The 24,609-nt window shown below is 68.0% G+C and carries 24 protein-coding genes and 1 riboswitch; of the genes, 17 read left to right on the top strand and 7 right to left on the bottom strand.

Going from position 1 to position 24,609, the window contains the following annotated elements:
* Positions 1–125 precede the first annotated feature (125 nt).
* The 11 genes from D3H34_RS13970 to arsC all read left to right on the top strand — a co-directional run bounded on the left by D3H34_RS13970 (position 126) and on the right by arsC (position 12,390).
* Positions 126–1,139, top strand: a complete 1,014-nt coding sequence (locus D3H34_RS13970; protein ID WP_119554115.1) for an ABC transporter substrate-binding protein — start codon at positions 126–128, stop codon at positions 1,137–1,139.
* Positions 1,140–1,182: 43 nt separating this feature from the next.
* Positions 1,183–1,962 carry an ABC transporter ATP-binding protein gene (locus D3H34_RS13965; RefSeq protein ID WP_119554114.1) on the top strand — a complete coding sequence of 260 codons (780 nt, stop codon included), beginning with the start codon at positions 1,183–1,185 and terminating at the stop codon, positions 1,960–1,962.
* A 13-nt stretch (positions 1,963–1,975) separates the two neighbouring features.
* The gene (locus tag D3H34_RS13960; RefSeq protein WP_119554113.1) at positions 1,976–3,406 is read left to right on the top strand and encodes an enolase C-terminal domain-like protein; all 1,431 of its coding nucleotides are present in this window, start codon (positions 1,976–1,978) and stop codon (positions 3,404–3,406) included.
* Between the two features lie 32 nt (positions 3,407–3,438).
* Entirely contained in the window at positions 3,439–4,614 is a 1,176-nt protein-coding gene (locus D3H34_RS13955; RefSeq protein ID WP_119554112.1) for a Gfo/Idh/MocA family protein, read from the top strand.
* 13 nt (positions 4,615–4,627) lie between these two features.
* Positions 4,628–5,815, top strand: coding sequence for a dihydrodipicolinate synthase family protein (locus D3H34_RS13950; RefSeq protein WP_119554111.1), 1,188 nt, complete (start codon positions 4,628–4,630; stop codon positions 5,813–5,815).
* Positions 5,816–5,823: 8 nt separating this feature from the next.
* Positions 5,824–6,702 (top strand): sugar phosphate isomerase/epimerase family protein, encoded by an 879-nt coding sequence (locus D3H34_RS13945; protein ID WP_119554191.1) that lies wholly within the window; start codon positions 5,824–5,826, stop codon positions 6,700–6,702.
* 52 nt (positions 6,703–6,754) lie between these two features.
* Positions 6,755–7,849 carry a DNA glycosylase AlkZ-like family protein gene (locus tag D3H34_RS13940; protein ID WP_119554110.1) on the top strand — a complete coding sequence of 365 codons (1,095 nt, stop codon included), beginning with the start codon at positions 6,755–6,757 and terminating at the stop codon, positions 7,847–7,849.
* A 323-nt stretch (positions 7,850–8,172) separates the two neighbouring features.
* A complete protein-coding gene (locus D3H34_RS13935) occupies positions 8,173–10,362 on the top strand; it encodes a TonB-dependent siderophore receptor (protein WP_119554109.1) in 2,190 nt (729 codons plus the stop codon).
* Positions 10,363–10,460: 98 nt separating this feature from the next.
* A riboswitch (FMN riboswitch) is annotated at positions 10,461–10,619 on the top strand.
* Between the two features lie 109 nt (positions 10,620–10,728).
* Positions 10,729–11,241, top strand: coding sequence for a 6,7-dimethyl-8-ribityllumazine synthase (locus D3H34_RS13930; protein ID WP_119554108.1), 513 nt, complete (start codon positions 10,729–10,731; stop codon positions 11,239–11,241).
* Positions 11,242–11,284: 43 nt separating this feature from the next.
* On the top strand, positions 11,285–11,983 hold the full coding sequence (locus D3H34_RS13925; RefSeq protein ID WP_119554107.1) for a glutathione S-transferase family protein: 699 nt from the start codon (positions 11,285–11,287) through the stop codon (positions 11,981–11,983).
* A gap of 26 nt (positions 11,984–12,009) precedes the next feature.
* The gene (gene arsC / locus D3H34_RS13920) at positions 12,010–12,390 is read left to right on the top strand and encodes an arsenate reductase (glutaredoxin) (RefSeq protein ID WP_119554106.1); all 381 of its coding nucleotides are present in this window, start codon (positions 12,010–12,012) and stop codon (positions 12,388–12,390) included.
* On the opposite strand, the gene queG is transcribed toward arsC, so the two are convergent.
* Positions 12,387–13,439, bottom strand: coding sequence for a tRNA epoxyqueuosine(34) reductase QueG (gene queG, locus D3H34_RS13915; protein ID WP_119554190.1), 1,053 nt, complete (start codon positions 13,437–13,439; stop codon positions 12,387–12,389). The two genes, arsC and queG, sit on opposite strands and share 4 nt — an antisense overlap.
* Positions 13,440–13,454: 15 nt before the next feature.
* Between queG and tsaE the strand changes: the two genes are divergently transcribed.
* Together tsaE and D3H34_RS13905 are read left to right on the top strand one after the other, a co-directional pair.
* Positions 13,455–13,949 carry a tRNA (adenosine(37)-N6)-threonylcarbamoyltransferase complex ATPase subunit type 1 TsaE gene (gene tsaE / locus D3H34_RS13910; protein ID WP_119554105.1) on the top strand — a complete coding sequence of 165 codons (495 nt, stop codon included), beginning with the start codon at positions 13,455–13,457 and terminating at the stop codon, positions 13,947–13,949.
* Complete coding sequence (locus D3H34_RS13905; protein ID WP_119554104.1) at positions 13,946–15,460, top strand: N-acetylmuramoyl-L-alanine amidase; 1,515 nt, start codon at positions 13,946–13,948, stop codon at positions 15,458–15,460. Before tsaE ends, D3H34_RS13905 begins: the two co-directional genes overlap by 4 nt.
* A 1-nt stretch (position 15,461) precedes the next feature.
* Here the strand turns inward: D3H34_RS13905 and D3H34_RS13900 are convergent, their stop codons facing one another.
* Positions 15,462–15,962, bottom strand: coding sequence for a DUF2938 domain-containing protein (locus tag D3H34_RS13900; protein WP_119554103.1), 501 nt, complete (start codon positions 15,960–15,962; stop codon positions 15,462–15,464).
* Positions 15,955–16,824, bottom strand: a complete 870-nt coding sequence (locus D3H34_RS13895; protein WP_119554102.1) for a class I SAM-dependent methyltransferase — start codon at positions 16,822–16,824, stop codon at positions 15,955–15,957. The genes D3H34_RS13900 and D3H34_RS13895 overlap by 8 nt, the downstream gene beginning before the upstream one ends.
* An 84-nt stretch (positions 16,825–16,908) precedes the next feature.
* On the opposite strand from D3H34_RS13895, the gene D3H34_RS13890 reads away from it, so the two are divergent.
* Positions 16,909–17,343, top strand: a complete 435-nt coding sequence (locus tag D3H34_RS13890) for a helix-turn-helix domain-containing protein (RefSeq protein ID WP_119554101.1) — start codon at positions 16,909–16,911, stop codon at positions 17,341–17,343.
* Between the two features lie 157 nt (positions 17,344–17,500).
* Positions 17,501–17,791 carry a YMGG-like glycine zipper-containing protein gene (locus D3H34_RS13885; RefSeq protein ID WP_286185703.1) on the top strand — a complete coding sequence of 97 codons (291 nt, stop codon included), beginning with the start codon at positions 17,501–17,503 and terminating at the stop codon, positions 17,789–17,791.
* Between the two features lie 64 nt (positions 17,792–17,855).
* Here the strand turns inward: D3H34_RS13885 and D3H34_RS13880 are convergent, their stop codons facing one another.
* Complete coding sequence (locus D3H34_RS13880) at positions 17,856–18,524, bottom strand: DedA family protein (RefSeq protein ID WP_119554100.1); 669 nt, start codon at positions 18,522–18,524, stop codon at positions 17,856–17,858.
* A 49-nt stretch (positions 18,525–18,573) separates the two neighbouring features.
* On the opposite strand from D3H34_RS13880, the gene D3H34_RS13875 reads away from it, so the two are divergent.
* The gene (locus D3H34_RS13875; protein WP_119554099.1) at positions 18,574–19,083 is read left to right on the top strand and encodes a GNAT family N-acetyltransferase; all 510 of its coding nucleotides are present in this window, start codon (positions 18,574–18,576) and stop codon (positions 19,081–19,083) included.
* Positions 19,080–20,018, top strand: a complete 939-nt coding sequence (locus tag D3H34_RS13870; RefSeq protein ID WP_119554098.1) for a LysR family transcriptional regulator — start codon at positions 19,080–19,082, stop codon at positions 20,016–20,018. Before D3H34_RS13875 ends, D3H34_RS13870 begins: the two co-directional genes overlap by 4 nt.
* Positions 20,019–20,022: 4 nt before the next feature.
* Here D3H34_RS13870 and D3H34_RS13865 read toward each other — a convergent pair whose 3' ends face one another.
* The 3 genes from D3H34_RS13865 to D3H34_RS13855 form a co-directional block, all read right to left on the bottom strand.
* The gene (locus D3H34_RS13865) at positions 20,023–21,375 is read right to left on the bottom strand and encodes an MFS transporter (RefSeq protein ID WP_119554097.1); all 1,353 of its coding nucleotides are present in this window, start codon (positions 21,373–21,375) and stop codon (positions 20,023–20,025) included.
* Between the two features lie 46 nt (positions 21,376–21,421).
* A complete protein-coding gene (locus D3H34_RS13860; RefSeq protein ID WP_119554096.1) occupies positions 21,422–22,243 on the bottom strand; it encodes a fumarylacetoacetate hydrolase family protein in 822 nt (273 codons plus the stop codon).
* A 305-nt stretch (positions 22,244–22,548) separates the two neighbouring features.
* Positions 22,549–24,339 (bottom strand): IlvD/Edd family dehydratase, encoded by a 1,791-nt coding sequence (locus D3H34_RS13855; protein WP_119554095.1) that lies wholly within the window; start codon positions 24,337–24,339, stop codon positions 22,549–22,551.
* Positions 24,340–24,609: the final 270 nt, after the last annotated feature.

Genomic DNA, 24,609 nt, shown 5'->3' with positions numbered 1-24,609 from the left:
GCCCGGCAAAGCCGGTTCCGCGGTATCCCTGGTACTGCATTCGCGCCTCACATTGCCGAGCCCGTACCAGCTCGATAGGACATCGAGCTCCTCTGCCACACCAGAAAACTCCCGGAGACAACGCCATGAAGAAACTATTTCCCTCCCTGCTTGCCGCAGCGGCCATCGCCAGCCTCGCCACCTTTGCCGTCGCCCCTGCGCACGCGCAAGGCGACAAGCCGAAGGACAAGGTCACGCTGATGCTCAACTGGTACCTGTACAGCGAGCACGCGCCCTTCTTCCTCGGCAAGGAAAAGGGCTTCTATGCCGAGGAAGGCATCGACCTCGACATCCAGGAAGGGCGCGGCTCCGCCGTCACCGCGCAGGCGGTGGCCGCCAAGTCGGCGACCTTCGGCTACATCGACGTCACCACCATGATCAAGGCCGCCGCCAAGGGCGCGCCGCTGAAGTCGACGGGCGTGCTGTTCCAGGTGAGCCCGATGTCGGTCATGGGCTTCACCGAGAAGAACATCAAGGCGCCCAAGGACATCGTCGGCAAGACCGTGGCCGTGACGCCGGGCGATTCGATGTCGCAGATGTGGCCGCTGTTCCTCAAGGTCAACAACATCAAGCCCGAGCAGGTGAAGATCGTCTCGGGCGACGCGCAGACCAAGCTCAATGCCGTGACCAACGGCCAGGCCGACCTGCTGCTGGGCTACGTGATGGACCAGGCGATCAAGCTGCAGGACGCCACCGGCAAGCCCGTGACGCCGATCCGCTTTGCCGACTCGGGCGTGAACCAGATCAGCTCCGGGATCATCACCAACAAGAACCTGCTGACCGAAAACCCCGACCTCGTGAAGCGCTTCATGCGCGCGTCCACCAAGGCCGCCGAAGCCGCGGAGAAGAGCCCCGAGGCTGCGGTCGACGCGATGCTCAAGGCCAATCCGAAAGCCGGCGTGCGCGACACGCTGATCGTCGGCATGAAGCAGAGCGTGGCGCTCTATCACACGAAGGACACGGCCAACCAGCGGCCGTTCCGCGTGGCGATGAAGAACGTGAACGACTCGCTCGACCTGCTGGTGCAGTACGGCGGCATGGATGCGTCGACGCGCGGCAAGCCGGAGGACTACGTCACTCTCGATTTCCTGCCGAACTGATCCCCGCCCCTTCGCGCGCGCTCGCTCATCTCTCACGCACTCCATGTCCCAAGCCAATCTGATCGAAGCGCGCGGCGTCTCGAAGACCTACCAAAGCAAGGACGGCCCGGTCGAGTCGCTCCAGCCGCTCGACTTCGCCATCCGCGAAGGCGAGTTCGTCTCGGTCGTCGGCCCGTCGGGCTGCGGCAAGAGCACGCTGCTCAAGATGGTGGCGGGCCTGCTGCCGATCAGCGGCGGCAGCCTCACGTTGGCCGGCAAGCCCATTCAGGGGCCGCAGAAGGACGTGGGCATCGTGTTCCAGAGCGCGGTGCTGCTGCCCTGGCGCAGCGTGGAAGACAACATCCTGCTGCAGGCCGAGATGCGGCACCTGCCCAAGGCCACCTCGCAGGCCCGGGCGCGCGAGCTGATGGACATGGCCGGCCTCAAGGGCTTCGAGGGCAAGTACCCGTGGCAGTTGTCGGGCGGCATGCAGCAACGTGCATCGATCTGCCGCGCGCTGCTGCACGACCCGTCGGTGCTGCTGATGGACGAGCCCTTCGGCGCGCTCGACGCGATGACGCGCGAGAAGATGAACCTCGAGCTGCAGCGCATCTGGATGACCTCGAAGAAGACCGTGATGCTCATCACGCACAGCATCCCCGAGGCGATCTTTCTGTCGGACCGCGTGATCGTGATGAGCGAGCGCCCCGGCTCGATCGCCGCCGTGTACGACATCGACCTGCCGCGCCCGCGCACGCTGGACGTGATGGCCTCGGCCGAGTTCGGCCATTACACGAAGCAGGTGCGCGCGCATTTCTTCTCGCAGGGCATCCTGGACCACTGAACGCCCCGCCACCATGGACGCGCCCCGTTTCCACATCGAAGAGATCCGCTTCGCCGAACGCGACGTGGCCCTGCGCCTGCCGTTCCGCTTCGGTGCGGCCACCGTCACGGCCTGCCCGCAGGTGTATGTGCGTGCGCGCATCCGCTTCGCGAACGGCCGCACCGCCGAGGGCTGCGCGGCGGAGATGATGGTGCCCAAGTGGTTCGACAAGAACCCCGCACTGAACAACGAACAGAACTTCGAACAGCTGCGCTTTGCGCTGCGCGATGCACGCGACGCTTACCTCGGCGAAGACGACGCACAGACCGCCTGGACGCACTTCGCCTCGAACTACGCCGCGCTGCAGGCCCGCGCCAAGGCCAAGGGCTTGCAGGCGCTGGTGGCCAGCTACGGCCCCGCGCTGATCGACCGTGCCGTGATGGACGCGCTGTGCCTGCACGCAGGCAAGAGCTTCGCCGCCGCCATGAGCGCCAACCTGTGCGGCATCGACATCGCCGGCAGCGGCCTCGCCGACGATCTCGCGGGTTTCGACATGCCAGCCTTCCTGGCAAGCCAGTCGCCACGCACGCGCATCGCCGCACGCCACACGGTGGGCCTGGCCGATGCCATCGACGACGCCGACGCGTTGCCCGATGCCCCCGCCGACGGCCTGCCCACCACGCTGGCCGCCGCCGTGCGGCGCTACGGCCTCACGCATTTCAAGCTCAAGCTCTGCGGCAACACCGCGCAGGACATCGACCGCCTGCAGCGCATCGCCCGCGTGATCGACGGCCACGCCCAACTCGTGACGCTCGATGGCAACGAGCAGTACGCCGATGCCGATGACTTCGCCGTCTTTCTCGACCGCATGCTGTCCACGCCCGTGCTGTGGAAGCTCGCGCAGAAGACGGTCTTCGTCGAACAGCCGATCCGCCGCGACGCGGCCTTGCAGCGCGACGTGTCGGCGCTGGGCAAGCGCATTGCGCTGCTCGTCGATGAATCCGACGGCACGCTCGATGCCTTCGTGCAGGCGCGTGCGCTCGGCTACACCGGCGTGTCGAGCAAGAGCTGCAAGGGCTTCTACAAGTCGGTGGTCAACGCCGCGCGTTGCGCGCACTGGAATGCGGCGCAAGACAAGCCGCGCCATTTCCTCTCCGGCGAAGACCTGACCATGCAGGCCGGCGTCGGCGTGCAGCAGGACCTGGCGCTTGTCGGCTGGCTCGGCCTCTCACATGTCGAGCGCAACGGTCATCACTACGTCAACGGCCTGGCGGCCGTGCCCGAGGCCGAGCAACGTGCGCTGTCACAGCTGCACCCCGGCCTCTACGAAACCAGCGATGGCGCCACGCGCCTCGCCCTGCGCGACGGACAGCTCGATCTGTCCTCGCTCGCCACCGCGCCCGGCTTTGCCACCGGCAGACCCGGCGCCGGCATCTCGTGGGACGCCATGCGTTCCGTCTACTGAAGCTCCCCTCTCGCATCCCAAGGAAGAAAACGATGGCCACCCAACTTCTCGGAATCATCATGCACGGCGTCACCGGCCGCATGGGCATGAACCAGCACCTGATCCGCTCCATCTGCGCCATCCGCGCCCAAGGCGGCGTCACGCTGTCGAACGGCGACAAGGTCATGCCCGACCCGATCCTCATCGGCCGCAACGCCGAGAAGATGGAAGCACTCGCCAAGGCCCACAACATCGCGCGCTGGGGCACCGACCTCGACAAGGCGCTGGAGAACAAGGACGACACCGTCTTCTTCGACGCCGGCACCACGCAGATGCGCCCCACGTTGCTGGCCAAGGCCATCCGCGCCGGCAAACACGTGTACTGCGAAAAGCCCATCGCCACCAACCTCAACGAAGCCGTCGAGATCGCCCGCCTGGCCGATGAAGCCGGCAAGGCCACGGGTCTGAAGCACGGCGCCGTGCAAGACAAGCTCTTCCTGCCCGGCCTGCGCAAGCTCGACATGCTGCGCCGCGCGGGCTTCTTCGGCCGCATGCTCAGCGTGCGCCTGGAGTTCGGCTACTGGGTGTTCGAGGGCGACCTGCAGCCGATCCAGCGCCCGAGCTGGAACTACCGCAAGGAAGACGGCGGCGGCATGATCCTGGACATGATGTGCCACTGGCGCTACGTGCTGGACAACCTGTTCGGCGAAGTGAAGTCGGTGTCGTGCATCGGTGCCACGCACATCCCCACGCGCTGGGACGAAGCCGGCAAGCCCTACACCGCCACCGCCGACGACGCGGCGTATGCCACCTGCGAACTCACCGGCCACAACGGCGAGCCGGTGATCGCGCAGCTCAACATGAGCTGGGCCACGCGCGTGCGCCGCGACGACCTCGTGACCTTCCACGTCGACGGCACCGACGGCTCGGCCGTGGCCGGCCTGTCGAGCTGCCGCGCCCAGTCGCGCGTGGCCACGCCGCGCCCGGTGTGGAACCCCGACGAGAAGCAGACCATGAACTTCTTCGACCAGTGGCAGGAGATTCCTGATTCGCAGGTCTACGACAACGGCTTCAAGATTCAGTGGGAACACTTCATCCGCCATGTGGTGGAAGACGCGCCCTACAAGTGGACGCTGCCCGAAGGCGCCAAGGGCGTGCAGCTGGTCGAGGCCGCGCTCGAATCGTGGCAAGGCCGCCGCTGGGTCGACGTGCCCGCGCTGAAGGTCTGACGAGGTTCGCGACATGGCTCTTTCGCTGAACCTTCCCACCGCCGCCGGCACGCTGGCTTCCTACGCGCTGCGCGGCACGGCGCCGGTGAAGCCCGACGCGGGCGTCAAGTTCAACCGCATCGCCTACTCGGCCGCACACGTGGTGGCCGATCCGCTCGCGGCCATCGACCCATGGCTGCAATGCGCGGTCGACTGGGACACCACCATCGCCTACCGCCGCCACCTGTTCTCGCTGGGCCTGGGCGTGGCCGAGGCCATGGACACCGCACAGCGCGGCATGGGCCTGGACTGGCCCACGTCACTCGAGCTGATCCGTCGCTCACTCGATGCAGCGAAGGACGTGCCGGGCGCGCTGGTGGCCTCGGGCTGCGGCACCGACCACCTGAACATCGACGACGTGAAGAGCGTCGACGACGTGATCCGTGGCTACGAGGAACAGATGGCGGCCATTGAAGCGCTCGGCGGCAAGCTGATCGTGATGGCCAGCCGCGCACTCGCCCGCGCGGCGAAGAGTCCCGCCGACTACGAACGCGTGTACGACCGCATCCTCAGCCAGGCGAAGCAGCCCGTAGTGCTGCACTGGCTGGGCGACATGTTCGACCCCGCACTTGCGGGCTACTGGGGCACGAAGGATGTCGATGCGGCCATGGACACCGCCGTGGGCATCATCGCGGCGCATCCAGACAAGGTCGACGGCATCAAGATCTCGCTGCTCGACAAGGACAAGGAAATCGCAATGCGCCGCCGCCTTCCGAAGGGTGTGCGCATGTACACGGGCGACGATTTCAACTACGCCGAGCTGATCGCGGGCGACGGCTTCGGCAGCGAGATCACGCACGGCCAGAGCGATGCGCTGCTGGGCATCTTCGACGCGATCGCCCCGGCGGCAAGCGCAGCGCTCGGCGCCCTGGCTCAGGGCAACACCGAGAAGTTCCACGCGATCCTCGGCCCCACGGTGCCGCTGTCGCGCCACATCTTCGCGGCGCCCACGCGCTTCTACAAGACGGGCGTGGTGTTCATGGCCTGGCTCAACGGCCACCAGAAGCACTTCACGATGGTGGGCGGGCAGCAGAGCACGCGCTCGCTGCAGCACTTCGCCGAACTGTTCCGCCTGGCCGACGCGGCCAACCTGCTGGAGCAGCCCGAACTTGCAGTTCAGCGCATGAAGACGCTGCTGGCCCTGCACGGCGTGGAAGGTTGAAGCAGTCCATGCGCGATTTCTCGCAAGACCACAACTGGCTGTCGATCAACACGGCAACCATCCGCAAGCAATCGGGCGCCGAGGTGCCGCTCGATCGCATCATCGACCAGTGCGCCGAGCGCGGCATCCGCGCCATCAGCCCCTGGCGCGACCAGGTCGCGGCCGTCGGGCTCGACAAGGTGGCGAAGCAGTTGAAGGCGCACGGCATCGGCCTCTCGGGCTACTGCCGCGGCGGCTTCTTCCCCGCGCCCGATGCGGCCGGCCTGAAGGCCGCGCTCGACGACAACCGCCGCGCCATCGACGAAGCCAAGACACTCGACGCACCCTGCCTCGTGCTGGTGGTCGGCGCCCTGCCCGGCGCGCTCGACGGCAAGGCCGCCTACAAGGACATCGCCCGCGCGCGCAACGAGGTGCGCGACGGCATCGCCGCATCGCTGGAGTACGCCCGCGAGGTCGGCATGCCGCTGGCCATCGAGCCCCTGCACCCGATGCAGGCGGCGGACCGTGCCTGCATCAACACGCTCGAACATGCGCTCGACCTGTGCGATGAACTCGACGCCGGCAGGAGCGGCATGCTCGGCGTGGCGCTCGACATCTACCACGTGTGGTGGGACCCGAAGCTGCAGCAGCAGATCGCACGCGCCGGTCGCGAGCGGCTGCTGGCGTACCACGTGTGCGACTGGCTCACGCCCACGCGCGACCTGCTCTCCGATCGCGGGATGATGGGCGATGGAGTCGTCGAATTGAAGAAGATCCGCGGATGGGTCGAAGACGCGGGCTTTGCCGGATTCAGCGAGGTCGAGATCTTTTCGAACCTGGACTGGTGGCAACGGCCTGGGGCCGAGACGCTCGACGCTTGCATCGAACGGCACAAGAGCGCCGTCTGAACAGCCACGCGCAACGAAGCGAAAAACCGCGACCTGTGCTGCAATCGGCCGCATGGCCGACCCCACCCTCGACGACCTGCGCCGCTACGCCGTCGCGCGCACGCTTTTCACGCCCACGACGCTGCCCGCCGCCATCCGCAAGCTCGGCTTCGTGCAGGCCGATCCGATCCGGGCGCCTGCACGCGCGCAGGACCTCACGCTGCGCCACCGCGTGAAGGACTACCGCGCGGGCGATCTCGAAAGCCGCTACGCGCGGCTCGCGATCGAGGAGGATTGCCTCGTCAACTACGGCTTCCTCCCGCGCGAGCACCTGGCGCTGATGCATCCGCGCGAGGCGAAGCAAGTCTGGGACGCCGATACGCGCCGCAAGGCCGCCGACGTGCTGGCCTATGTGCGCGAGCACGGCCCGGTGCATCCGCGCCAGGTCGAACAGCACTTCGCGCATGGCCGCATCCAGAACTACTGGGGCGGGTCGAGCAATGCCACCACCCATCTGCTCGACGGCATGCACTACCGCGGCATGCTGCGCGTGGTGCGGCGTGACAGCGGCACGCGGGTCTATGAGGCCGTGAGCCATCCGCCCTGCGACGACAGCCCCGCCGGGCGCGCGCAGCGTGCGGCGGCGCTCGTCGAACTGGTGGTGCGCAAGTACGCCCCGCTGCCGGCCACGAGCCTGACCTACCTCGTGCGCCTGCTCGGCTACGGCGCGCCGCACCTGGCCGCGCAGACGCAGGCTGCGCTGCGGCTGGCACGCGAGGAGCTGGCCAGTTGCCGCATCGACGGCACCACCTGGTACTGGCCCGCCGACGAGAAGCCGGCCTCCAGACGCCATGCGCCTGACGACGCGGCGCGCCTGCTCGCGCCCTTCGACCCCGTGGTGTGGGACCGCCGCCGCTTCGAGCTGCTGTGGGGCTGGACGTACAAGTTCGAGGCCTACACGCCCGCGCCGAAGCGGCAGTTCGGCTACTACGCGCTGCCGATGCTGTGGCACGACCGTGTGATCGGCTGGGCCAACGTGAGTGCGCCCGAGGGGCGGCTGCAGCCGGCCTTCGGCTATGCGGATTCGAGGAAGCCACACGGCGCGGCCTTTCGCGCGGGCCTCGATGACGAGTTGCACCGCATGACCCTGTTCCTCGCAGGTCGCTGACGCGGCCCGTCGCGCGCAGCTTTACAATCGCCCGCCTCAGCCAGCCGGCCGCGCCCGCCGCGGACCCGCCAGCCGTCTTCGAAGGAACGAAGACGCAGCAGCCCGGGCAACGACGCCACCCGTCGCCGCCCCCGGCCACTGCCCCCACGACGCCGTAGATCCACAACACCAGCCGGATGCGCTTTCCCTCGGAAGTCGCCCTGGCACGCGCTCGTTCGTTTCCGAATTTTTTGCTCGCACCCGAGAAGCCATGGCGCGCCCGACCGCGCCGCAGCCACTCCCCGCCCTAGACACAAGACGCAGGACAACAGGAGAAGCTGCACATGACATTCAAGAATCGTCGCCCCGGAACGCCGCTCGCACGGCAGGGCTATGCCACGCTGGCGGCCACCGCCGTGGCACTCGCCGCCAGCGCACACGCGCACGCCCAAGAGGCAAGAACCGGGGCCGCCACCGACACGCGGCAGGCCCTGCCCACCGTCACCGTCTCGGGCGATGCCGGCGAGACCGCCACCGGCCCCGTGACGGGCTTCGTCGCCAAACGCGGCAGCACCGCCACCAAGACCGACACGCCGCTGATCGAGACGCCGCAGGCCATTTCGGTCGTCACGCGCGACCAGATCGAGGCGCAGGGCGCACTCACGCTGCGCGAGACCACCAACTACACGGCCGGCGTGGTGTCGAGCTACTTCGACAGCCGCGTGGATTCATTCAAGACCCGCGGCGGCGACGCCACGCAGTACCTCGACGGTCTGCAGCGCACCTACGGCACCTACAACGCCAGCCGGCCCGACCCGTTCATGCTGGAGCGCGTGGAGCTCCTGCGCGGCCCCTCGTCGGTGCTGTACGGCCAGGGCGGCATCGGCGGCGTGCTCAACCTCGTGTCGAAGCGCCCGCAGGCCGAGACGCAGCGCGAAGTGCAACTGCAACTGGGCAGCAACTCGCGCAAGCAGATCGCCGCCGACTTCACCGGCTCGCTCGATCCCGAGAGCAAGTGGATGTACCGCCTCGTGGCCGTCAACCGCAACAGCGGCACGCAGGTCGACCATGTGCCGGACGACCGCATTGCGATCGCGCCCTCGTTGACCTGGCGCCCGAACGCCGACACATCGCTCACGCTGCAGGCCTCCTACCAGAAGGACAAGAGCGGTTCGCTGATCGGCTTCTTCCCTTGGCAGGGCACGCTGCTGCCGTCGCTCTACGGCCGGATTCCGACCTCGACCTTCACCGGTGAGCCCGGCTTCGACCGCTTCGACACGCGCAGCACCTCGCTGGGCTACCTGTTCAGCCACCGCATCAACGACACCTGGACCGTGCGCCAGAACCTGCGCTCGACGGAAAGCAAGGTCTGGTACAACACCTCGTACACCAGCTTCGCCGCCAACCGCCTCACGGGCCGCCCGGCACGCCCCGTGTTCAACGCCGACCAGCGCACCATCGAGCGCGACCTGAGCAGCGACATCAACGGCGGCAAGATGCTGCTGCTCGACAACCAGGCCGAGGCGCACTTCAAAACCGGCGAAGTCGAGCACACACTGCTGCTGGGCGCCGACTTCCAGCGCAATACCACCTCGAAGCTCTCGGGCCGCGGCCGTGCGGGCGCGCTCGACGTGTACGCGCCGGTGTACGGCAACTACACGGCGCCCACCAGCTTCACGCGCGCGCCCGAGGTGGTGCAGAAACAGGCGGGCCTGTACGTGCAGGACCAGGTCAAGTACGGTCGCTGGATCGGCCTACTGGGCCTGCGCCACGACAAGGCCACCACCGACACCGAAGGCCGCCCCGCCGCGGCCGCCGACGACAAGGCCACCACCAAACGCGCCGGCCTGGTCTACCTGGCCGACGGCGGCTGGGCGCCCTACCTGAGCTATGCCGAATCGTTCCTGCCGCTGGGCGGCGTCGACACGTCGAACAACCCGTTCAAGCCGCAGCGCGGCAAGCAGTGGGAAGCCGGCGTGAAGTGGGAGCCCGCGGGCCAGCGCACCTCGTTCCTGGCGGCGCTGTACGACCTGCGCGACACCAACCGCAAGACCACCGACCCGACCAACCCGCTCAACAGCGTGCAACTCGGCGAAGTGCACGTGAAGGGCCTGGAGCTCGAGTACAAGGGCAGCATCGCGCGCGACTGGGACTGGACCGCCTCGTACGCCTACACCGACGCACGCGTGTCCAAGAGCAACGGGGCCGACCTGGGCAAGCGCATCTCGGGTGTGCCCAAGCACACGGCCTCGGCCTGGGTGACCAAGCGTTTCTCGATCGGCGGCCTGCACGGCTTCTCGGCCGGCGGCGGCGTGCGTTACCTGGGCAAGTCGTACGACGGCATGGACAACAACCCCGTGCCCGCCGTCACGCTGTTCGACGCGATGTTCGCGTGGGACAACGGTCCGCTGCGCCTGGCGCTCAACGTGGCCAACCTGACCGACAAGGTGCAGATCACCACCTGCCTGGCGCGCGGCGACTGCTTCTACGGCCAGCGCCGTACCCTGACCGCGAGCGCCACGTACCGCTTCTGACATTTGCCCCCGCACGGGCGAAGGTCTGGCGCGCGGGCGACAACCCCGCGCCGCTTGGGGCTTCTAGAATCGCGCCGTCGTCCGGTTCGCCGGACGGCAAGCGTTCTCAGGGCGGGGTGAAATTCCCCACCGGCGGTGATGGCAGCGAAAGCAGCACAAGCCCGCGAGCGCCTTGGACCTGCCACAGGTCCGAGGGTCAGCAGATTTCGGTGCGATTCCGAAGCCGACGGTCACAGTCCGGATGAAAGAGAGCGCGAAATGCGGGCACGCCCGCGCGCCTTGCTTTGCTCCTTGCAAACCGGCGCGCGAGCGAGTCTGTGGTTTCGTGCGCCCTGATTCAGGAAACCTGCTTTCAAGAGGCACACCATGAGTCAGATCAACGACCTTCCCCTTTCTGCCGTCACCGCGTCGGGCTCGCCGCGCGGCCAGCGCATCGCATTCGTCGAGGCGCAATGGCATTCCGACATCGTCCACCAGGCCCGCGACGCCTTCCTTGCCGAGATGGACCGGCTCGGCGTGGCGCGCGAGCTCATCGACATCTTCGACGTGCCGGGCGCCTTCGAGATCCCGCTGCACGCCAAGCGCTTGGCCAACTCGGGCAAGTACGCGGCCATCATCGGTTGCGCGCTGGTGGTCGACGGCGGCATCTACCGCCACGAATTCGTCGCGAACACCGTGGTGAGCACGCTGATGTCGCTGCAGCTGGAGACCGACGTGCCGATCTTCTCGGCCGTACTCACGCCGCATCATTTCCACGAGCATGTGGAGCACCGCAAGTACTTCCACCGCCATTTCGCGGTCAAGGGCACGGAAGTGGCCGAGGCCTGCTTCAAGACGCTCGAGGCGCTGGACAAGGTCGACGCCCTGCTCGCGGCCTGACCCCGGCGTGACAGGGGCCACGCCCCTGCAGTAACCTGCGCGGATGGCCTCTCCATCCGCCCCGGCGGCCACAGCAGCCGCCGACCGCTACACCCTCTACGGCGCGCCCGGCTCGGGCGCCACACCCGTCCATGCCGCGCTGACGCTGATCGGCGCGCAGGTCGACACGGTCGACGTCGCCCCCTGGGAGGGCGAGTCCGAACGCGAACGACTCACCGACGTCAACCCGATGCGCCAGGTGCCCGCGCTCGTGCTGCCGTCGGGCGAGGTGATGACCGAGAGCGCAGCCATCCTGATCTGGCTGGGCGACCGCTACCCCGAAGCCGGACTCTGCCCCGCGCCCGACGATCCGCGCCGCGCGCAGTACCTGCGCTGGATGGTCTACCTGCCGGCCTCGATCTATTCGATGTTCTGGGTGCGCGATGAGCCGACGCGCCTGGCGGCCGACGCCGCTGCGCAGGCCGTGGTGCTCGAACGCACGGCCGAGCGGATCGCGCATTGCTGGCACCTCATGGACACGCAGATCGACGAGCCCGCGCCTTATCTGCTGGGCGACAAGCTCAGCATGCTCGACCTGTACGTGACCGTGGTGTCGCGCTGGACACCGACCCGCCGGCGCTTCTACCGCGTGGCGCCGCGCATGGCGCGCGTCGTGCGGCGCGTGGATGCAGACCCGCGGCTGGCGGAATTCTGGGCCGCGCGCTTTCCCTTCTCGATGGACGAGGACGCCGGAAAAAGCTGACGCCCTTTCTTCCCATAATCGACGCCATGACCGCACGCACACCGACCACCGCCTACCCGATGACGATCTACCACAAGCCCAACTGCAGCACGTCGCGCAACGTGCTGGGCCTGATCCGCGAAAGCGGCGTGGAGCCCGAGATCGTCCTGTACCTGGAAACGCCGCCCTCGAAGAAGAAGCTGCGCGAGCTGACGAAGGCCATGGGCATGACGGCGCGCGACCTGCTGCGCACGAAGGAAGCGCCCTACGAAGAACTGAAGCTGGCGGATGAGAAACTGACCGACGACCAGCTGTTCGACGCCATCGTCGAGCACCCGATCCTGCTGCAGCGTCCCATCGTGGTGTCGCCCAAGGGCACGTTGATGTGCCGCCCCTGGGAGCGCGTGCGCGAGATTCTCCCGACCTAAACCGGCTGGTCTGCGGGCTGCTGCGCCAGCCCCCATGCCACGTGCTCGCGCACCAGCTCGCTCTCGTGCGCGGCGCGCGTGGCCAGCGCCTCCTTCGCGCCGTCCTCGCCTGATCTCACGGCATTGCCCAGCGCCACCGCAATGTTGCGCAGCCAGCGCTCGTGCCCGATGCGTCGGATCGGGCTGCCTTCGGTGCGGCGCAAGAAGTCTTCTTCGCTCCATGCGAACAGCTCGGCCAACGTGCGCCCGGTGAGGCCTTCGCGCGCGTCGAAGTCGGGCAGCGTGCTTTTCTTCGCGAACTTGTTCCAGGGACAGATCAGCTGGCAGTCGTCGCAGCCGTAGATGCGGTTGGCCATCAGCGGGCGCAGTTCCACCGGAATGGCGCCGGCATGCTCGATGGTCAGGTACGAGATGCAGCGCCGGGCATCGAGCCGCTTCGGCGCGACGATGGCGCGGGTCGGGCACACGTCGATGCAGGCACTGCAACTGCCGCAATGCGCCGTCACGGGCTCGCTCGGCGGCAGGGCCATGTCGACATAGATCTCGCCGAGGAAGAACATCGAGCCCGCCTCGCGGTCGAGCACCAGCGTGTGCTTGCCGCGCCAGCCCTGGCCGCTGCGCGAGGCCAGCTCGGCCTCGAGCACGGGTGCCGAATCGGTGAAGGCGCGGTGGCCGAAGGGGCCGACCTCTTCGGCGATCTTCTCGGCCAGTTTCGCGAGGCGATTGCGCAGGACCTTGTGATAGTCGCGGCCCCGCGCATAGACCGACACGACGGCTTCGCCGGGCCGCGTGAGGCGGTCGAACTCGACGGTCTGCCAGTCGCCCGGCGTGTCGCGCGGCAGGTAGTCCATGCGCGCGGTGATCACGCTCACCGTGCCCGGCACCAACTCCGCAGGCCGCGCGCGGCGCGTGCCGTGTGTTGCCATGTATTGCATTTCGCCGTGGAACCCATGGGCCAGCCATTGCATCAGACCGTCTTCGGCGCTCGACAGATCGACGCCCGCGATTCCGATTTGGGAGAATCCGAGTTCCCGGGCCAAGGCCTGAATACGAGCAACGAGTGGATGGCTGACGATCACTTGCCGATTGTAGAAACGCGCACCCTGCGCTGGCAGGGCGAAGACGACACCGACACACTGGCGCGCGCACTCGCCGCGTCGCCCGCGCTGCGCGACGCCTTCATCGCGCTGCATGGCGATCTGGGCGCCGGCAAGACCACCTTCGTGCGCCACCTGCTGCGCGCCCTCGGCATCGCCGGGCGCATCAAGAGCCCCACCTACGCGGTGGTCGAGCCGCACGAGGCGCCCGACGGGCTGGCCATCTACCACTTCGACTTCTACCGTTTCGCCGATCCGCGCGAATGGGACGACGCGGGCTTCCGTGACATTTTCGCGGGCCCGGGCCTCAAGCTGGCCGAGTGGCCGGAAAACGCCGCGGGGCGCACTCCACCTGCTGATCTAGCTATTAAAATAGAAGCAATGACTGACGACACCCGCAGCGTGACCCTTCTTGCGAACACCCCCCGCGGCAGCGACCTGCTGGCGTGCCTCGCCGCATGAAGGCGACCGGCCTGAAACGGCGTGTGCTGCTGCAAGGCGGCAGCATCGCGCTGATGCTGGGCGTGCACCAGATCGCGCGCGGCGCCAGCATCCTCGCGGTGCGCGTGTGGCCTGCCGCCGACTACACCCGCGTGACCATCGAGTCCGACGCCCGCCTCAACTCGCAGCAGCTCGTGGTCGGCAGCCCGCCCCGGCTGGCCGTGGACATCGAAGGCATCGACCTGAACACCGAGTTGCGCGACCTCGTCGGCAAGATCAAGCCGGGCGATCCGTACATCAACGGCCTGCGCATCGGGCAGAACGCCCCGAAGGTGGTGCGCATCGTGTTCGACCTGAAGCAGACCGTGCGCCCGCAGGTGTTCTCGCTGGCGCCCGTGGCCGCCTACAAGCACCGGCTGGTGCTCGACCTGTACCCTGAGCAGGCCATCGACCCGATGGAAGCGCTGATCGCCGAGCGGCTGCGCGATGCGCCCAAGAACGGCAGCAGCAGCGCCAGCAATGGCACGGCCATCGCCACCGCCCCGACCGCGCCCGTCGCGCCATCGCCGGCCCCCGCGCCCGTGCGCCCCGCCATGCCGCCCGGTGACCCGCTGGGCGACCTGATGGCGCAGCAATCCATGCGCCCGGGCCCGTCGGCGCCCGCGCCGGCCCTGCCCCCGGGCGGCATGCCGATTCCGTTGCCGCCGGCACCGCCGCCTGCAGTGGCCACGGCACCGGCCCCGGTGGTGCGCCCCACCACACCGACACCAGCCGCGCCACCGCCGCGCGCCACGGCCAGCCGCACCGACCGCATCATCATCGTCGCGCTCGACCCCGGCCATGGCGGAGAAGACCCCGGCGCCATCGGCCCGAACGGCACGCGCGAGAAAGACATCGTGCTGCAGGTGGCGCACCGCCTGCGCGAGCGCATCAATGCGTCCAGCGTCAACGGCAGCCCGATGCGCGCCTTTCTCACGCGCGACGCCGACTTCTTCGTGCCGCTGGGCGTGCGCGTGCAGAAGGCCCGGCGCGTGCAGGCCGACCTGTTCGTGAGCATCCACGCCGACGCCTTCACCACGCCCGCCGCGCGCGGCGCCAGCGTGTTCGCGCTGAGCCAGAGCGGCGCATCGAGCAGCGCCGCGCGCTGGCTCGCCAACAAGGAAAACGACGCCGACAAGGTCGGTGGCGTGAACGTGGGCAACCACGAAGCGCAGGTGCAGCGCGCCCTGCTCGACATGAGCACCACCGCGCAGATCAACGACAGCCTGAAGCTCGGCGGCGCCATGCTCGGCGAGATCAAGGGCATCGGTGCACGGCTGCACAAGGCGCAGGTCGAGCAGGCCGGCTTCGCGGTGCTGAAGGCCCCTGACATCCCCAGCGTGCTGGTCGAGACGGCCTTCATCAGCAACCCCGAGGAAGAAGCCAACCTGCGCCGCGCCGACTACCAGGAAAACCTGGCCGACGCGCTGATGCGTGGCATCCAGCGCTACTTCGCACAGAACCCGCCGCTGGCGCGCAGCCGGCAGCTCTGATCTAGACGCCCGCCATGCGGGCAACCACCGCGGCCAGATAGAGGCCGACACCGAAGATGCCGTGCGTGACCAGGCTCTGGAACCGCGCCATCCCAGGGCGCGGCGTGCGGCTTGCCGCAAAGCCCGCACCCATCGCCGGCTGCATCACGCAGAACGGTGCCACCACGCTGCCGATGCCGACGATCAACGCCGGGCCCAGCGTCGGCTGACGGGCCCACGCCAAGCCCCAGCCCGCGACCAGCACCGCCGCGAACGCAATACCGATCAGGTAGTGCGCAGTCCAGCCGATGACGCGTTCGCCGGGCACGCGCGGCGATTTCGCAATGGGGTCATGGAAGAAGCGCCCCCACCTCAGGTGCCCCAGCCAGCGGCCGACGAATGCGTAATCCAGCGAGGGAATGCCGAACAGGCGCAGGCGCAGCACGGCCCAGAGGTCCATCACCACCGTCGCACCGACGCCGATCCACACGGTGCGAATCACGTACTCGACAGGCTCAGACATGACCGCGCTCCCGCACCGATGCACGCGCGCCGATCATCCAGCAGGCCGCGACGAAGCGCACCTCGTCGCCCTGCACATAGGGCGCGAAGGCCGTGCGCAAGGCTTCGACGACCTTCTCGCGCGTCGCGGCATTCGCCTCCTGCAGGACGAGGCCGACCGGCCCGAGCCGCGTGAAGTAGTCGACCAGCGCTGTCGCGGAGAACGCGCATTCGACATCGAAGGGCTGGATGTCGACCTCGCCCCACCCGCTCGCACCAAGGATGTCCGCGACCCGCGCGCGGTCTGCAAACGCGAATTGGCCCGGCGCGTTCGGGCGGCGCGGCGGCAGGCCAGGCAGCAGCGGCGCGGCGGCGCGCTCGGCCACCGTCATGAACGGGTTGTCGGCCCCGCCGCGCCAGGCGATGCAACGCAGGGCCGCGCCGTCCGCCGCGGCGCCCCGCAGATTGGCAAAGGCCCGCACCGGGTCGTCGAAGAACATCACGCCCAGGCGCGAGATGACCATGTCGAACGCCGCCGGCTCGAAAGCATGGCCCTGCACGTCGGCGCAGACGAAGCGGACCGACGGCAACGCCTCGCGTGCGGCGCGGGCGCGTGCCGCCTCGATCATCGGCGCCGAAATGTCGATGCCGAGGCATTCGCCCGTCGCGCCGAGTTGCCGCGCCACGGCGAGCGTCGTGCGGCCCGTGCCACAGCCGACGTCGAGCACGCGGCGTGCGCCCACGGCGCGCACCGCGTCGGTCAACCGCGCTTCGAGCGGCTGGAACATCGCATCGAGCACGGCCTGCGTCTGGACCCAGGCGCTGCCGGCGCGGCCGTTCCACAAGGCGGCCTGCTCGGCGTTGGCGGGAGATGTGTCGTCCATGATCGTTTTCCTTCAGGTGCCTTCAAGCGGCGGAAGCTAGACTGTGCCAATTCAAGTCGACTTGAAGTCAAGAGGGGCCGGCACATGGACATTTCGGAAGTGGCACAGCGCTCCGGCGTTCCCGCATCGACGCTGCGCTTCTACGAAGAAAAGGGGCTGATCGCCTCGACCGGCCGGCACGGCCTGCGCCGGGTGTTCGCGCCCGAGGTGCTGGAGCGGCTGGCGCTCATCGCGCTGGGGCGTGCCGCCGGTTTCTCACTCGACGAGATCGGCCACATGTTCTCGCCCGAAGGCAAGCCGCGCATCGACCGGCAGGTGCTCGCCGACAAGGCGCAGGACCTCGACCGCACGATCCGCCAGCTCACCGCGATGCGCGACGGATTGCGGCACGCGGCGGTCTGCCCCGCGCCGAGCCACATGGAATGCCCGACCTTCCGCCGCATCCTGCGCGCCGCGGCCTCGGGGGCGATGGAACCCACACCGAAGAAGAAAAAGCCGCCCGGGCCGCGCCCTGCCTGAGCGCACGCATTTGCTTGCAAGCCTTGCCTACGGCCACGCGCGCACCGTCCCACGTGGTGCGGCCCACCACCGCGCACAGGCACGTGCGGCAGGCTCCTACAACGGGGAATGCATACTTTTGGCCATGATGAGGCATCACTCTCGAAAGGTGGACCTCATGTTCAACACACGTCTCTGGATCGCCGCAGCGGCAACCACGTCGGTCATGGCGCTGGCTGGCTGTGCGAGCGGTCCCAACCAGAACCTCGGCACCGGTATCGGCGCACTCGGCGGCGCGGCGGTGGGCCATGCGATCGGCGGCAACACCGGCGCCACGCTCGGCGGCGCAGCCATCGGTGGCGTGATCGGTAATCAGGTGGGCCGCAGCGTCGACGAACGCAACTACTACAACCAGCAGCGCTATCCGCGCGGCAGCGGCTACTACCCGGACAACGGGCCGCGCTACTGATCTTCACCCTCAACGAAAAACGCGCCAGCCGGCGCGTTTTTTCATGGGATCAATCGGCAGCGACTCAGGCCTGCGTGGCTTGCGCCGCCCGCGCCTTCTCTGCCTTGGAGGCGCGCCACGCGCCGAAGATCGCCAGCAGGCCGGGCACGAAGATCAGCGCCCAGATGATCTTGTCCAGGTGCTGCTTCACGAACGGCAGATTGCCGAAGAAGTAGCCCGCCGTGACGATGCCCAGCACCCAGATCAGCGCGCCGCCCACGTTGTAGGCCGTGAACTTCGCGCGGTTCATCTCGGCCACGCCGGCCACGAAGGGCGCGAAAGTGCGGATGAAAGGCATGAAGCGCGCGAGCACGATGGTGATGCCGCCATAGCGCTCATAGAAGCTGTGCGCCTGGTCGAAGGCCTTGCGATTGAAGAAGCGCGAGTTCTCCCACTGGAACACCTTGGGCCCGAAGTAGCGCCCGATCGAGTAGTTGCACTGGTCGCCCAGGATGGCTGCGGCGATCAGGAGGCCGCAGGCCAGCGGATAGCTCATGAGCCCCGCACCGCACAGCGCGCCGACGATGAACAGCAGCGAGTCGCCCGGCAGGAACGGCATCACCACCGCGCCGGTCTCGACGAACACGATCAGGAACAGCAGCGCATAGACCCAGGGGCCATAGGCGACAACGAAGGCCTCGAGGTGTTTGTCGACGTGAAGAATGAAGTCGACGAGAAAGCTGATGATTTCCATGGGCGCGGATTATCCTTGTTGGCATGTTGGCCCCTTTCCGAATCACCCCATGATCCAGATACGCGAAGCCCTCGATGCGGATTGGCCCGCCATCTGGGCCGTTCTCGAACCGACGTTCCGCCGCGGCGACACCTACACCTACGCGCCCGACGTGACGGAAGAAGAGGCGCGCCACTCGTGGATGACAGTGCCCACCCTGACCGTCGTGGCCTGCAACGACGAAGGCACCGTGCTCGGCACCTATGTCATCCGCCCCAACCAGCCGGGCCAGGGCGCGCATGTGAGCAACTGCGGGTATGTGGTGTCCGAGGCGGCGCGCGGCCTGGGCGTGGCCTCGGCGCTGTGCGAACACTCGCAGCAGCAGGCCCTGCGCATGGGCTTCCTGGCGATGCAGTTCAACTTCGTGGTGTCCACCAACGAGCGCGCGGTGCGGCTGTGGCAGCACATGGGCTTCGCCATCGTCGGCACGCTGCCGGGCGCGTTCCGGCATCCGCAGCACGGCTTCGTGGATGCCTTCGTCATGTTCAAGCAGTTGCAGCCTCTGCCCGGCGCGGCATGAAGAAGATCGAGCCCCGGCTCCTGCAGGCCTTCGTGGCCGTGGCCCGCGAGGGTTCGGTGTCGCGCGGCGCGCAGCGCCTGTTTCTCACGCAGCCGGCGGTGAGCCTCCAGCTCAAGGAGCTGGGCGCGCTGGTCGAGCTGGAGCTGTTCCAGCGCACGCCCACCGGCCTGCTGCTCACGCGCGACGGCGCGGCGCTGCTCAACCATGCCGAGCATGCGCTCGAAGGCCTCAACGATTTCGCGGTGGCCGCCGAGCGGCTCAAGGGCGGCGTGCGCGGGTCGCTGCGCATCGGCACCATCCTCGACCCCGACTTCACGCGGCTCAGCCCCTTCCTCACCGAACTGGTGGGGCTGGCGCCCGAGCTCGAAACCGAACTGCACCAGGGCACGAGTGGCGACGTGCTTGCGCGCCTGCTCAACAAGGAGCTGGACATCGGTTTCTACCTCGGCGACCCCGAGGCCACCGACCTGCCGCAGGCCAGTGCGGCCGCGCGCCGCCAGGAAGGCGGCCTGTTCCATTCGCAGGTGCTGACGCGTTTCAACTACCAGGTGATCGGCCCGAGCGGCTGGGCGCCGCAGGTGCTGGGCCGCGACTGGCCCGAGCTGGCCTACCTGCCGTGGGTGCTGGCGCCGCCGACCTCGTCGCATTCGCGGCTGTTGGCGCCCGTGCTGCAGACCCACAAGCTGGTGCTGAAAAAGGCCGCACAGGCCGACCAGGAGATGTCGATGCTGGCGCTGGTGCGCGCCGGCGTGGGCATTTCGCTGGCGCGCGATGCGCTGGCGCTGCAGGCCAGCCAGCGCGACGGCCTGGTCATCGCAGACCGCGTGAGCATCGGCTGCGACCTGCGCTTTGTCTGCCTGGCCGGCGCGCTCAAGCGGCCGGAAGTGGACTGCGCGTGGCAGGCGCTGTCGCGCGTCTGGCGACAGGCCTTCTGATCGGTCAGGCGCGCGCCCGGCGGTCGAGCACGGCCTCGGTCGCCGTAGCCGCCCCGCTCTTCTTCGCCACGCGCCAGCCCTTGGGCATGAGCGCCAGCATCAGCGCGGCCAGCAGCGCCGCGCTGCCCAGCGCGTACAGCCCCGCGGCCGAGCCGCCGTGGTTCTGCTCCACATAGGTCCGCAGGTTGGGCGCCACGAAGCCGCCGAGGTTGCCGATGGAGTTCACCAGCGCGATGCCCGTGGCGATGCCCAGGCCCGACAGCCGCTCCGACAGGAAGGCATAGAAGATCGGCGTGCCCGACAGGTAGGTCGATGCGCCGATGGACAGCGCCGCGATGGCGAAGATCGGCGAGCCATGCGCCGACAGGCACACGCACACGCCAAAGATCGTGTACAGCGTGGCCACGGTGACGCGGCGCCGGTCGTGGTTGCGGTCGGACCAGCGCGTGACGAAGTACACGACGAACAGCGCCAGCAGCCACGGGATGCTGGTGACGAAGCCGACCAGCAGGCCGATCTTCTGGCCCAGGATCTGCGCGACCTGGGTCGGGAGATAGAAGATGAGGCCGTAGGCCGCGATCTGCACGATGAAGAAGTTCAGCGCGAAGAACATGACCCGCGGATTGCGCAGCGTCTGCCACACGGTCTGCGGGCTGTCGGCCGACTTCTCCGCCGCTTCCTGGTCGAGCACGGCCTGCAGCGCGTTCTGCTGCGCCGTCGTGAGCCAGGGCGCGTTGTGCGGCCGGTCGACGATGACGAAGAAGGCCACGATGCCCACCACCACCGCCATCAGGCCCTCGATCAGGAACATCCACTCCCAGCCCTTGAGGCCGCCGATGCCGTTCATGTCGAGCAGCGCGCCGGAGATCGGCCCGCCGATGACGAGCGCACCCGCGAAGCCGAACAACAGGATGCCGTTGGCCTGCGCGCGGACCTTGGCGGGGAACCAGTAGGTCAGCGTGAGCAGCACGCCGGGGTAGAAGCCCGCCTCCGCGATGCCGAGCAGGAAGCGCAGCACGTAGAAGGAGGTCTCGGTGGTGGCGAACATCATGGCCGAGGCCACGAGTCCCCAGGTGACCATGATCCGGCACAGCCAGATGCGCGGGCCGACGCGCGACAGGATCACGTTGCTCGGCACCTCGAAGATGGCGTAGCTCACGAAGAAGATGCCGGCGCCGAGCGCGAAGGCGCTGTTGCTCAGGCCGGTGTCGATCTGCAGCGCCTGCTTGGCGAAGCCGACGTTCACGCGGTCGAGGATCGACATGATGTACATGACGATCAGCATCGGCAGCAGGCGCCAGCGCGCCTTCTGGATGGCGGCGCTGACCAGTTCGCCGTAGGGACTCGTGCTTGTCATTGTTGTTGTCTCCTGAGTAGGTATGTCTGCTTGAAAGGCGCCGAGGCTAGCCGCGTGCGACCGCGCCGTGGACCGGGTTCGTCACCGAACCCAGTCCGTCGATCTCGACCGAGACCACGTCGCCGCGTTTGAGGAAGCGCGGCGGCTTGAGGCCCAGCCCGACACCGGCAGGCGTGCCGGTGAGGATCAGGTCGCCGGGTTCGAGCGTGATGGCGCGCGAGAGGTACGCGACGAGGAACGCGACCGAGAAGATCATCTCGCTGGTATTGGACGACTGCACGGCCTCGCCGTTGACGAGGCAGCGGATGCCCAGCGATTGCACGTCGGCCACTTCGTCGCGCGTGACGACGGTGGGCGCGAGCGGGCAGAAGCCGTCGAGCGACTTGCCGCGCACCCATTGCGCCTCGCCCAGTTGCACGTCGCGCGCGCTCACGTCGTTGGCGGCGACGTAGCCGAACACATGCGAGAGCGCGTCGGCCTCGCGCACGCCCTGCGCGCGCTGGCCGATGACGACGCCGAGTTCAGCTTCCCAGTCGACCTTCTCGGTGAAGCCTTCGGGCCAGGCGATCGCGTCACCGTCCGCGGCCAGCGTGTTGCTGAACTTGGCGAAGACGACGGGCTTCTCGGGGATCGCCAGGCCGGTCTCGATGCAATGGTCGCGGTAGTTGGCGCCGATGCAGATGATGTTTCTCGGTGCGAACGGCAGCGTGGGCTTGACGTCGGCGAGCGGGATCGGCTGGCCAGCGTCGTGCCAGGCCTTGCCCTCGACGATGTCCTGCATGCGGCTGGCATCGACGGGCTGCAGTGCGCCGTCCTTGATGTAGCCCACGCGGGGGCCCTGGGGCGTTTGAACGCTCATCCACTTCATGTCTGACTCCTTCTTTTGATTTGAAAAATTCGTGTGCGGTGTTTGTTCAGGGCGCGTGCACAGGACACCGGGTACTCCCCTCCGCGAATGTCCCCCGCTTCGCTCCTCCTTTATTTCGCTGCGGGGAGCACCCGATGCCCTGCGCACGAGGGCACGCTGCTGGTGCTTGGCGATCAACGACCGCTGCGCACAACGATCACGCTGATGGGGTGCCTTGCGCAGCGAAATAAAGGAGGAGGCCGCAGGCCGGGGGACATTCGCGGAGCAAGGTGCCCCGTCGGCGTGATCGCGCCCCGAACAAGCCCTCAGTGATTCCGACGCGGAATCCCCGCCGTCTGCGCCACGCGCTGGTACTTGGTCGCCGGCTTCAGCACCATGCCTTCGGACAGCGTGTCCACCATCGCGCGCTGGATCTCCTGCCACGGTGTCTGGCTGGCGGGAATGGGGTAGCCGCCCTTGGCCTCGAGTTCACGGGCGCGCGCCTGCAGCACATCGTCGGCGACCAGCATGTTGACGGTGCGCGCCTTCAGGTCCACGCGCACCTTGTCGCCGGTCTGCAGCAACGCGAGGCCCGTGCCTGCGGCGGCCTCGGGCGATGCGTTGAGGATCGACGGCGAGCCCGAGGTGCCCGACTGTCGGCCGTCGCCGATGCAGGGCAAGGCCGACACGCCGCTCTTGAGCAGATGCGACGGCGCGCGCATGTTCACCACTTCCGACGAGCCCGGATGCCCGATGGGGCCGACGCCGCGCATGAACAGGATGCAGCTCTCGTCGATGTCCAGGGACGGGTCTTCGATGCGGGCCTCGAAATCCTCCGGGCCGTCGAACACGATGGCGCGTCCCACGAAGGCGTCGAGGTCGCCGGCCTTGCTCAGGTAGCGGGCGCGAAACTCGTCGGAGATCACGCTGGTCTTCATGATCGCGCTGTCGAACAGGTTGCCCGACATCACGAGGAAGCCGGCGTTCTCGCGCAGCGGCTGCTCGAAGGGGCGGATCACGTCGGCGTCCTTCACCGGTGCGTCGGCGCAGTTGGCGGCGAGCGTGTGGCCGTTGACGGTGCGCGCGTCGGTGCGGATCAGGCCATGCCGATGCAGCTCGGCCACCACGGCGGGCACGCCGCCCGCGCGGTAGAACTCTTCGCCGAGGTACTTGCCGGCGGGCTGCATGTTCAGCAACAGCGGCACGTCGAGGCCGACCTTTTCCCAGTCGTGGATGTCCAGCTCGACGCCCGCGTGCTTGGCGATGGCGATCAGGTGGATCGGCGCGTTGGTCGAGCCGCCGATGGCCGAGTTGACGACGATCGCGTTCTCGAAGGCCGAGCGCGTGAGGATGTCCGAGGGCTTCAGGTCTTCGCGCACCATGTCGACGATGCGCCGGCCCGTTTCGTAGGCCATCTGGCCGCGCTCGCGGTACGGCGCGGGAATGGCCGCGCAGCCGGGCAGGCTCATGCCCAGCGCCTCGGCCAGCGCGTTCATCGTCGAGGCCGTGCCCATCACGTTGCAGTGTCCGGCCGAGGGCACGGTGGAGCCTACGAGGTCGATGTAGCCGGGGAAGTCGATGCTGCCCTTGGCGAACAACTCGCGCGCCTTGAACAGCGTAGTGCCGGTGCCGGTGCGCTGGCCTTCGTGCCAGCCGTTGAGCATCGGGCCGCCCGACAGCACGATGGCGGGAATGTTGGCGGTGGCCGCGGCCATCAGCGCGGCGGGCGCGGTCTTGTCGCAGCCGGTGGTCAGCACCACGCCGTCGATCGGGTAGCCGGTGAGGATTTCGACGAGCCCCAGGTAGGCCAGGTTGCGGTCGAGCGCGGCTGTGGGGCGGCGGCCGTTCTCCTGGATCGGGTGCATCGGGAATTCCATCGCGATGCCGCCCATCTCGCGGATGCCTTCGCGCACCCGCAGCGACAGCTCGCGGTGGTGGCGGTTGCAGGGCGTGAGGTCGGAGCCGCTTTGCGCGATGCCGATGATCGGCTTGCCCGATTGCAGTTCTTCGCGGGTGAGGCCGTAGTTCAGGAACCAGGCCAGGTGCAACACGGAGAGTTCGCTGTGCGCGGGGTTGTTGAACCAGGCGGCGGAGCGCAGGGGGCGGGGTGTCGTCATGGCGTCGGCTTTCAGGGTGGTCGGCGAACGCGCGCGGCGGCCCCCTGCGCGGCATGGCTGGTGTGCCATGGCGATGTCGTGGGTGTCTCCGGTGCGTTCTTGTGGTGCGAATACGTTGGCGAAGGGAAGCTTAGGTATTCGCCTTCGCCAAAGCCAATGAGATCGGTTGAGGATCGGTATAAGCGCGCCAAATACACCTCGATACCCTGCCAAGCACCCCCGTTCGCGACCCGCTTTTAGAATGTTTCCGGTGAGTGCCCTACCCTCCTC

It is taken from the genome of Acidovorax cavernicola (assembly GCF_003581445.1).
The sequence above is the reverse complement of the archived record's forward strand: the minus strand, read 5'-3'. Positions and strand labels throughout refer to the sequence as shown.

Bases quoted from the DNA above. Each gene is read 5' to 3' on its own strand.
- D3H34_RS13870 (WP_119554098.1), top strand. From the start codon at position 19,080: ATGAAGAAGATCGAGCCCCGGCTCCTGCAGGCCTTCGTGGCCGTGGCC.
- D3H34_RS13895 (WP_119554102.1), bottom strand. From the start codon at position 16,824: ATGGACGACACATCTCCCGCCAACGCCGAGCAGGCCGCCTTGTGGAAC.
- D3H34_RS13940 (WP_119554110.1), top strand. From the start codon at position 6,755: ATGGCCGACCCCACCCTCGACGACCTGCGCCGCTACGCCGTCGCGCGC.
- D3H34_RS13855 (WP_119554095.1), bottom strand. From the start codon at position 24,339: ATGACGACACCCCGCCCCCTGCGCTCCGCCGCCTGGTTCAACAACCCC.
- D3H34_RS13970 (WP_119554115.1), top strand. From the start codon at position 126: ATGAAGAAACTATTTCCCTCCCTGCTTGCCGCAGCGGCCATCGCCAGC.
- D3H34_RS13960 (WP_119554113.1), top strand. From the start codon at position 1,976: ATGGACGCGCCCCGTTTCCACATCGAAGAGATCCGCTTCGCCGAACGC.
- D3H34_RS13900 (WP_119554103.1), bottom strand. From the start codon at position 15,962: ATGTCTGAGCCTGTCGAGTACGTGATTCGCACCGTGTGGATCGGCGTC.
- D3H34_RS13865 (WP_119554097.1), bottom strand. From the start codon at position 21,375: ATGACAAGCACGAGTCCCTACGGCGAACTGGTCAGCGCCGCCATCCAG.
- D3H34_RS13905 (WP_119554104.1), top strand. From the start codon at position 13,946: ATGAAGGCGACCGGCCTGAAACGGCGTGTGCTGCTGCAAGGCGGCAGC.
- D3H34_RS13880 (WP_119554100.1), bottom strand. From the start codon at position 18,524: ATGGAAATCATCAGCTTTCTCGTCGACTTCATTCTTCACGTCGACAAA.
- D3H34_RS13965 (WP_119554114.1), top strand. From the start codon at position 1,183: ATGTCCCAAGCCAATCTGATCGAAGCGCGCGGCGTCTCGAAGACCTAC.
- D3H34_RS13860 (WP_119554096.1), bottom strand. From the start codon at position 22,243: ATGAAGTGGATGAGCGTTCAAACGCCCCAGGGCCCCCGCGTGGGCTAC.
- D3H34_RS13945 (WP_119554191.1), top strand. From the start codon at position 5,824: ATGCGCGATTTCTCGCAAGACCACAACTGGCTGTCGATCAACACGGCA.
- D3H34_RS13875 (WP_119554099.1), top strand. From the start codon at position 18,574: ATGATCCAGATACGCGAAGCCCTCGATGCGGATTGGCCCGCCATCTGG.
- D3H34_RS13930 (WP_119554108.1), top strand. From the start codon at position 10,729: ATGAGTCAGATCAACGACCTTCCCCTTTCTGCCGTCACCGCGTCGGGC.
- D3H34_RS13955 (WP_119554112.1), top strand. From the start codon at position 3,439: ATGGCCACCCAACTTCTCGGAATCATCATGCACGGCGTCACCGGCCGC.
- D3H34_RS13885 (WP_286185703.1), top strand. From the start codon at position 17,501: ATGTTCAACACACGTCTCTGGATCGCCGCAGCGGCAACCACGTCGGTC.
- arsC (WP_119554106.1), top strand. From the start codon at position 12,010: ATGACCGCACGCACACCGACCACCGCCTACCCGATGACGATCTACCAC.
- D3H34_RS13950 (WP_119554111.1), top strand. From the start codon at position 4,628: ATGGCTCTTTCGCTGAACCTTCCCACCGCCGCCGGCACGCTGGCTTCC.
- D3H34_RS13925 (WP_119554107.1), top strand. From the start codon at position 11,285: ATGGCCTCTCCATCCGCCCCGGCGGCCACAGCAGCCGCCGACCGCTAC.
- D3H34_RS13935 (WP_119554109.1), top strand. From the start codon at position 8,173: ATGACATTCAAGAATCGTCGCCCCGGAACGCCGCTCGCACGGCAGGGC.
- D3H34_RS13890 (WP_119554101.1), top strand. From the start codon at position 16,909: ATGGACATTTCGGAAGTGGCACAGCGCTCCGGCGTTCCCGCATCGACG.
- tsaE (WP_119554105.1), top strand. From the start codon at position 13,455: ATGGCTGACGATCACTTGCCGATTGTAGAAACGCGCACCCTGCGCTGG.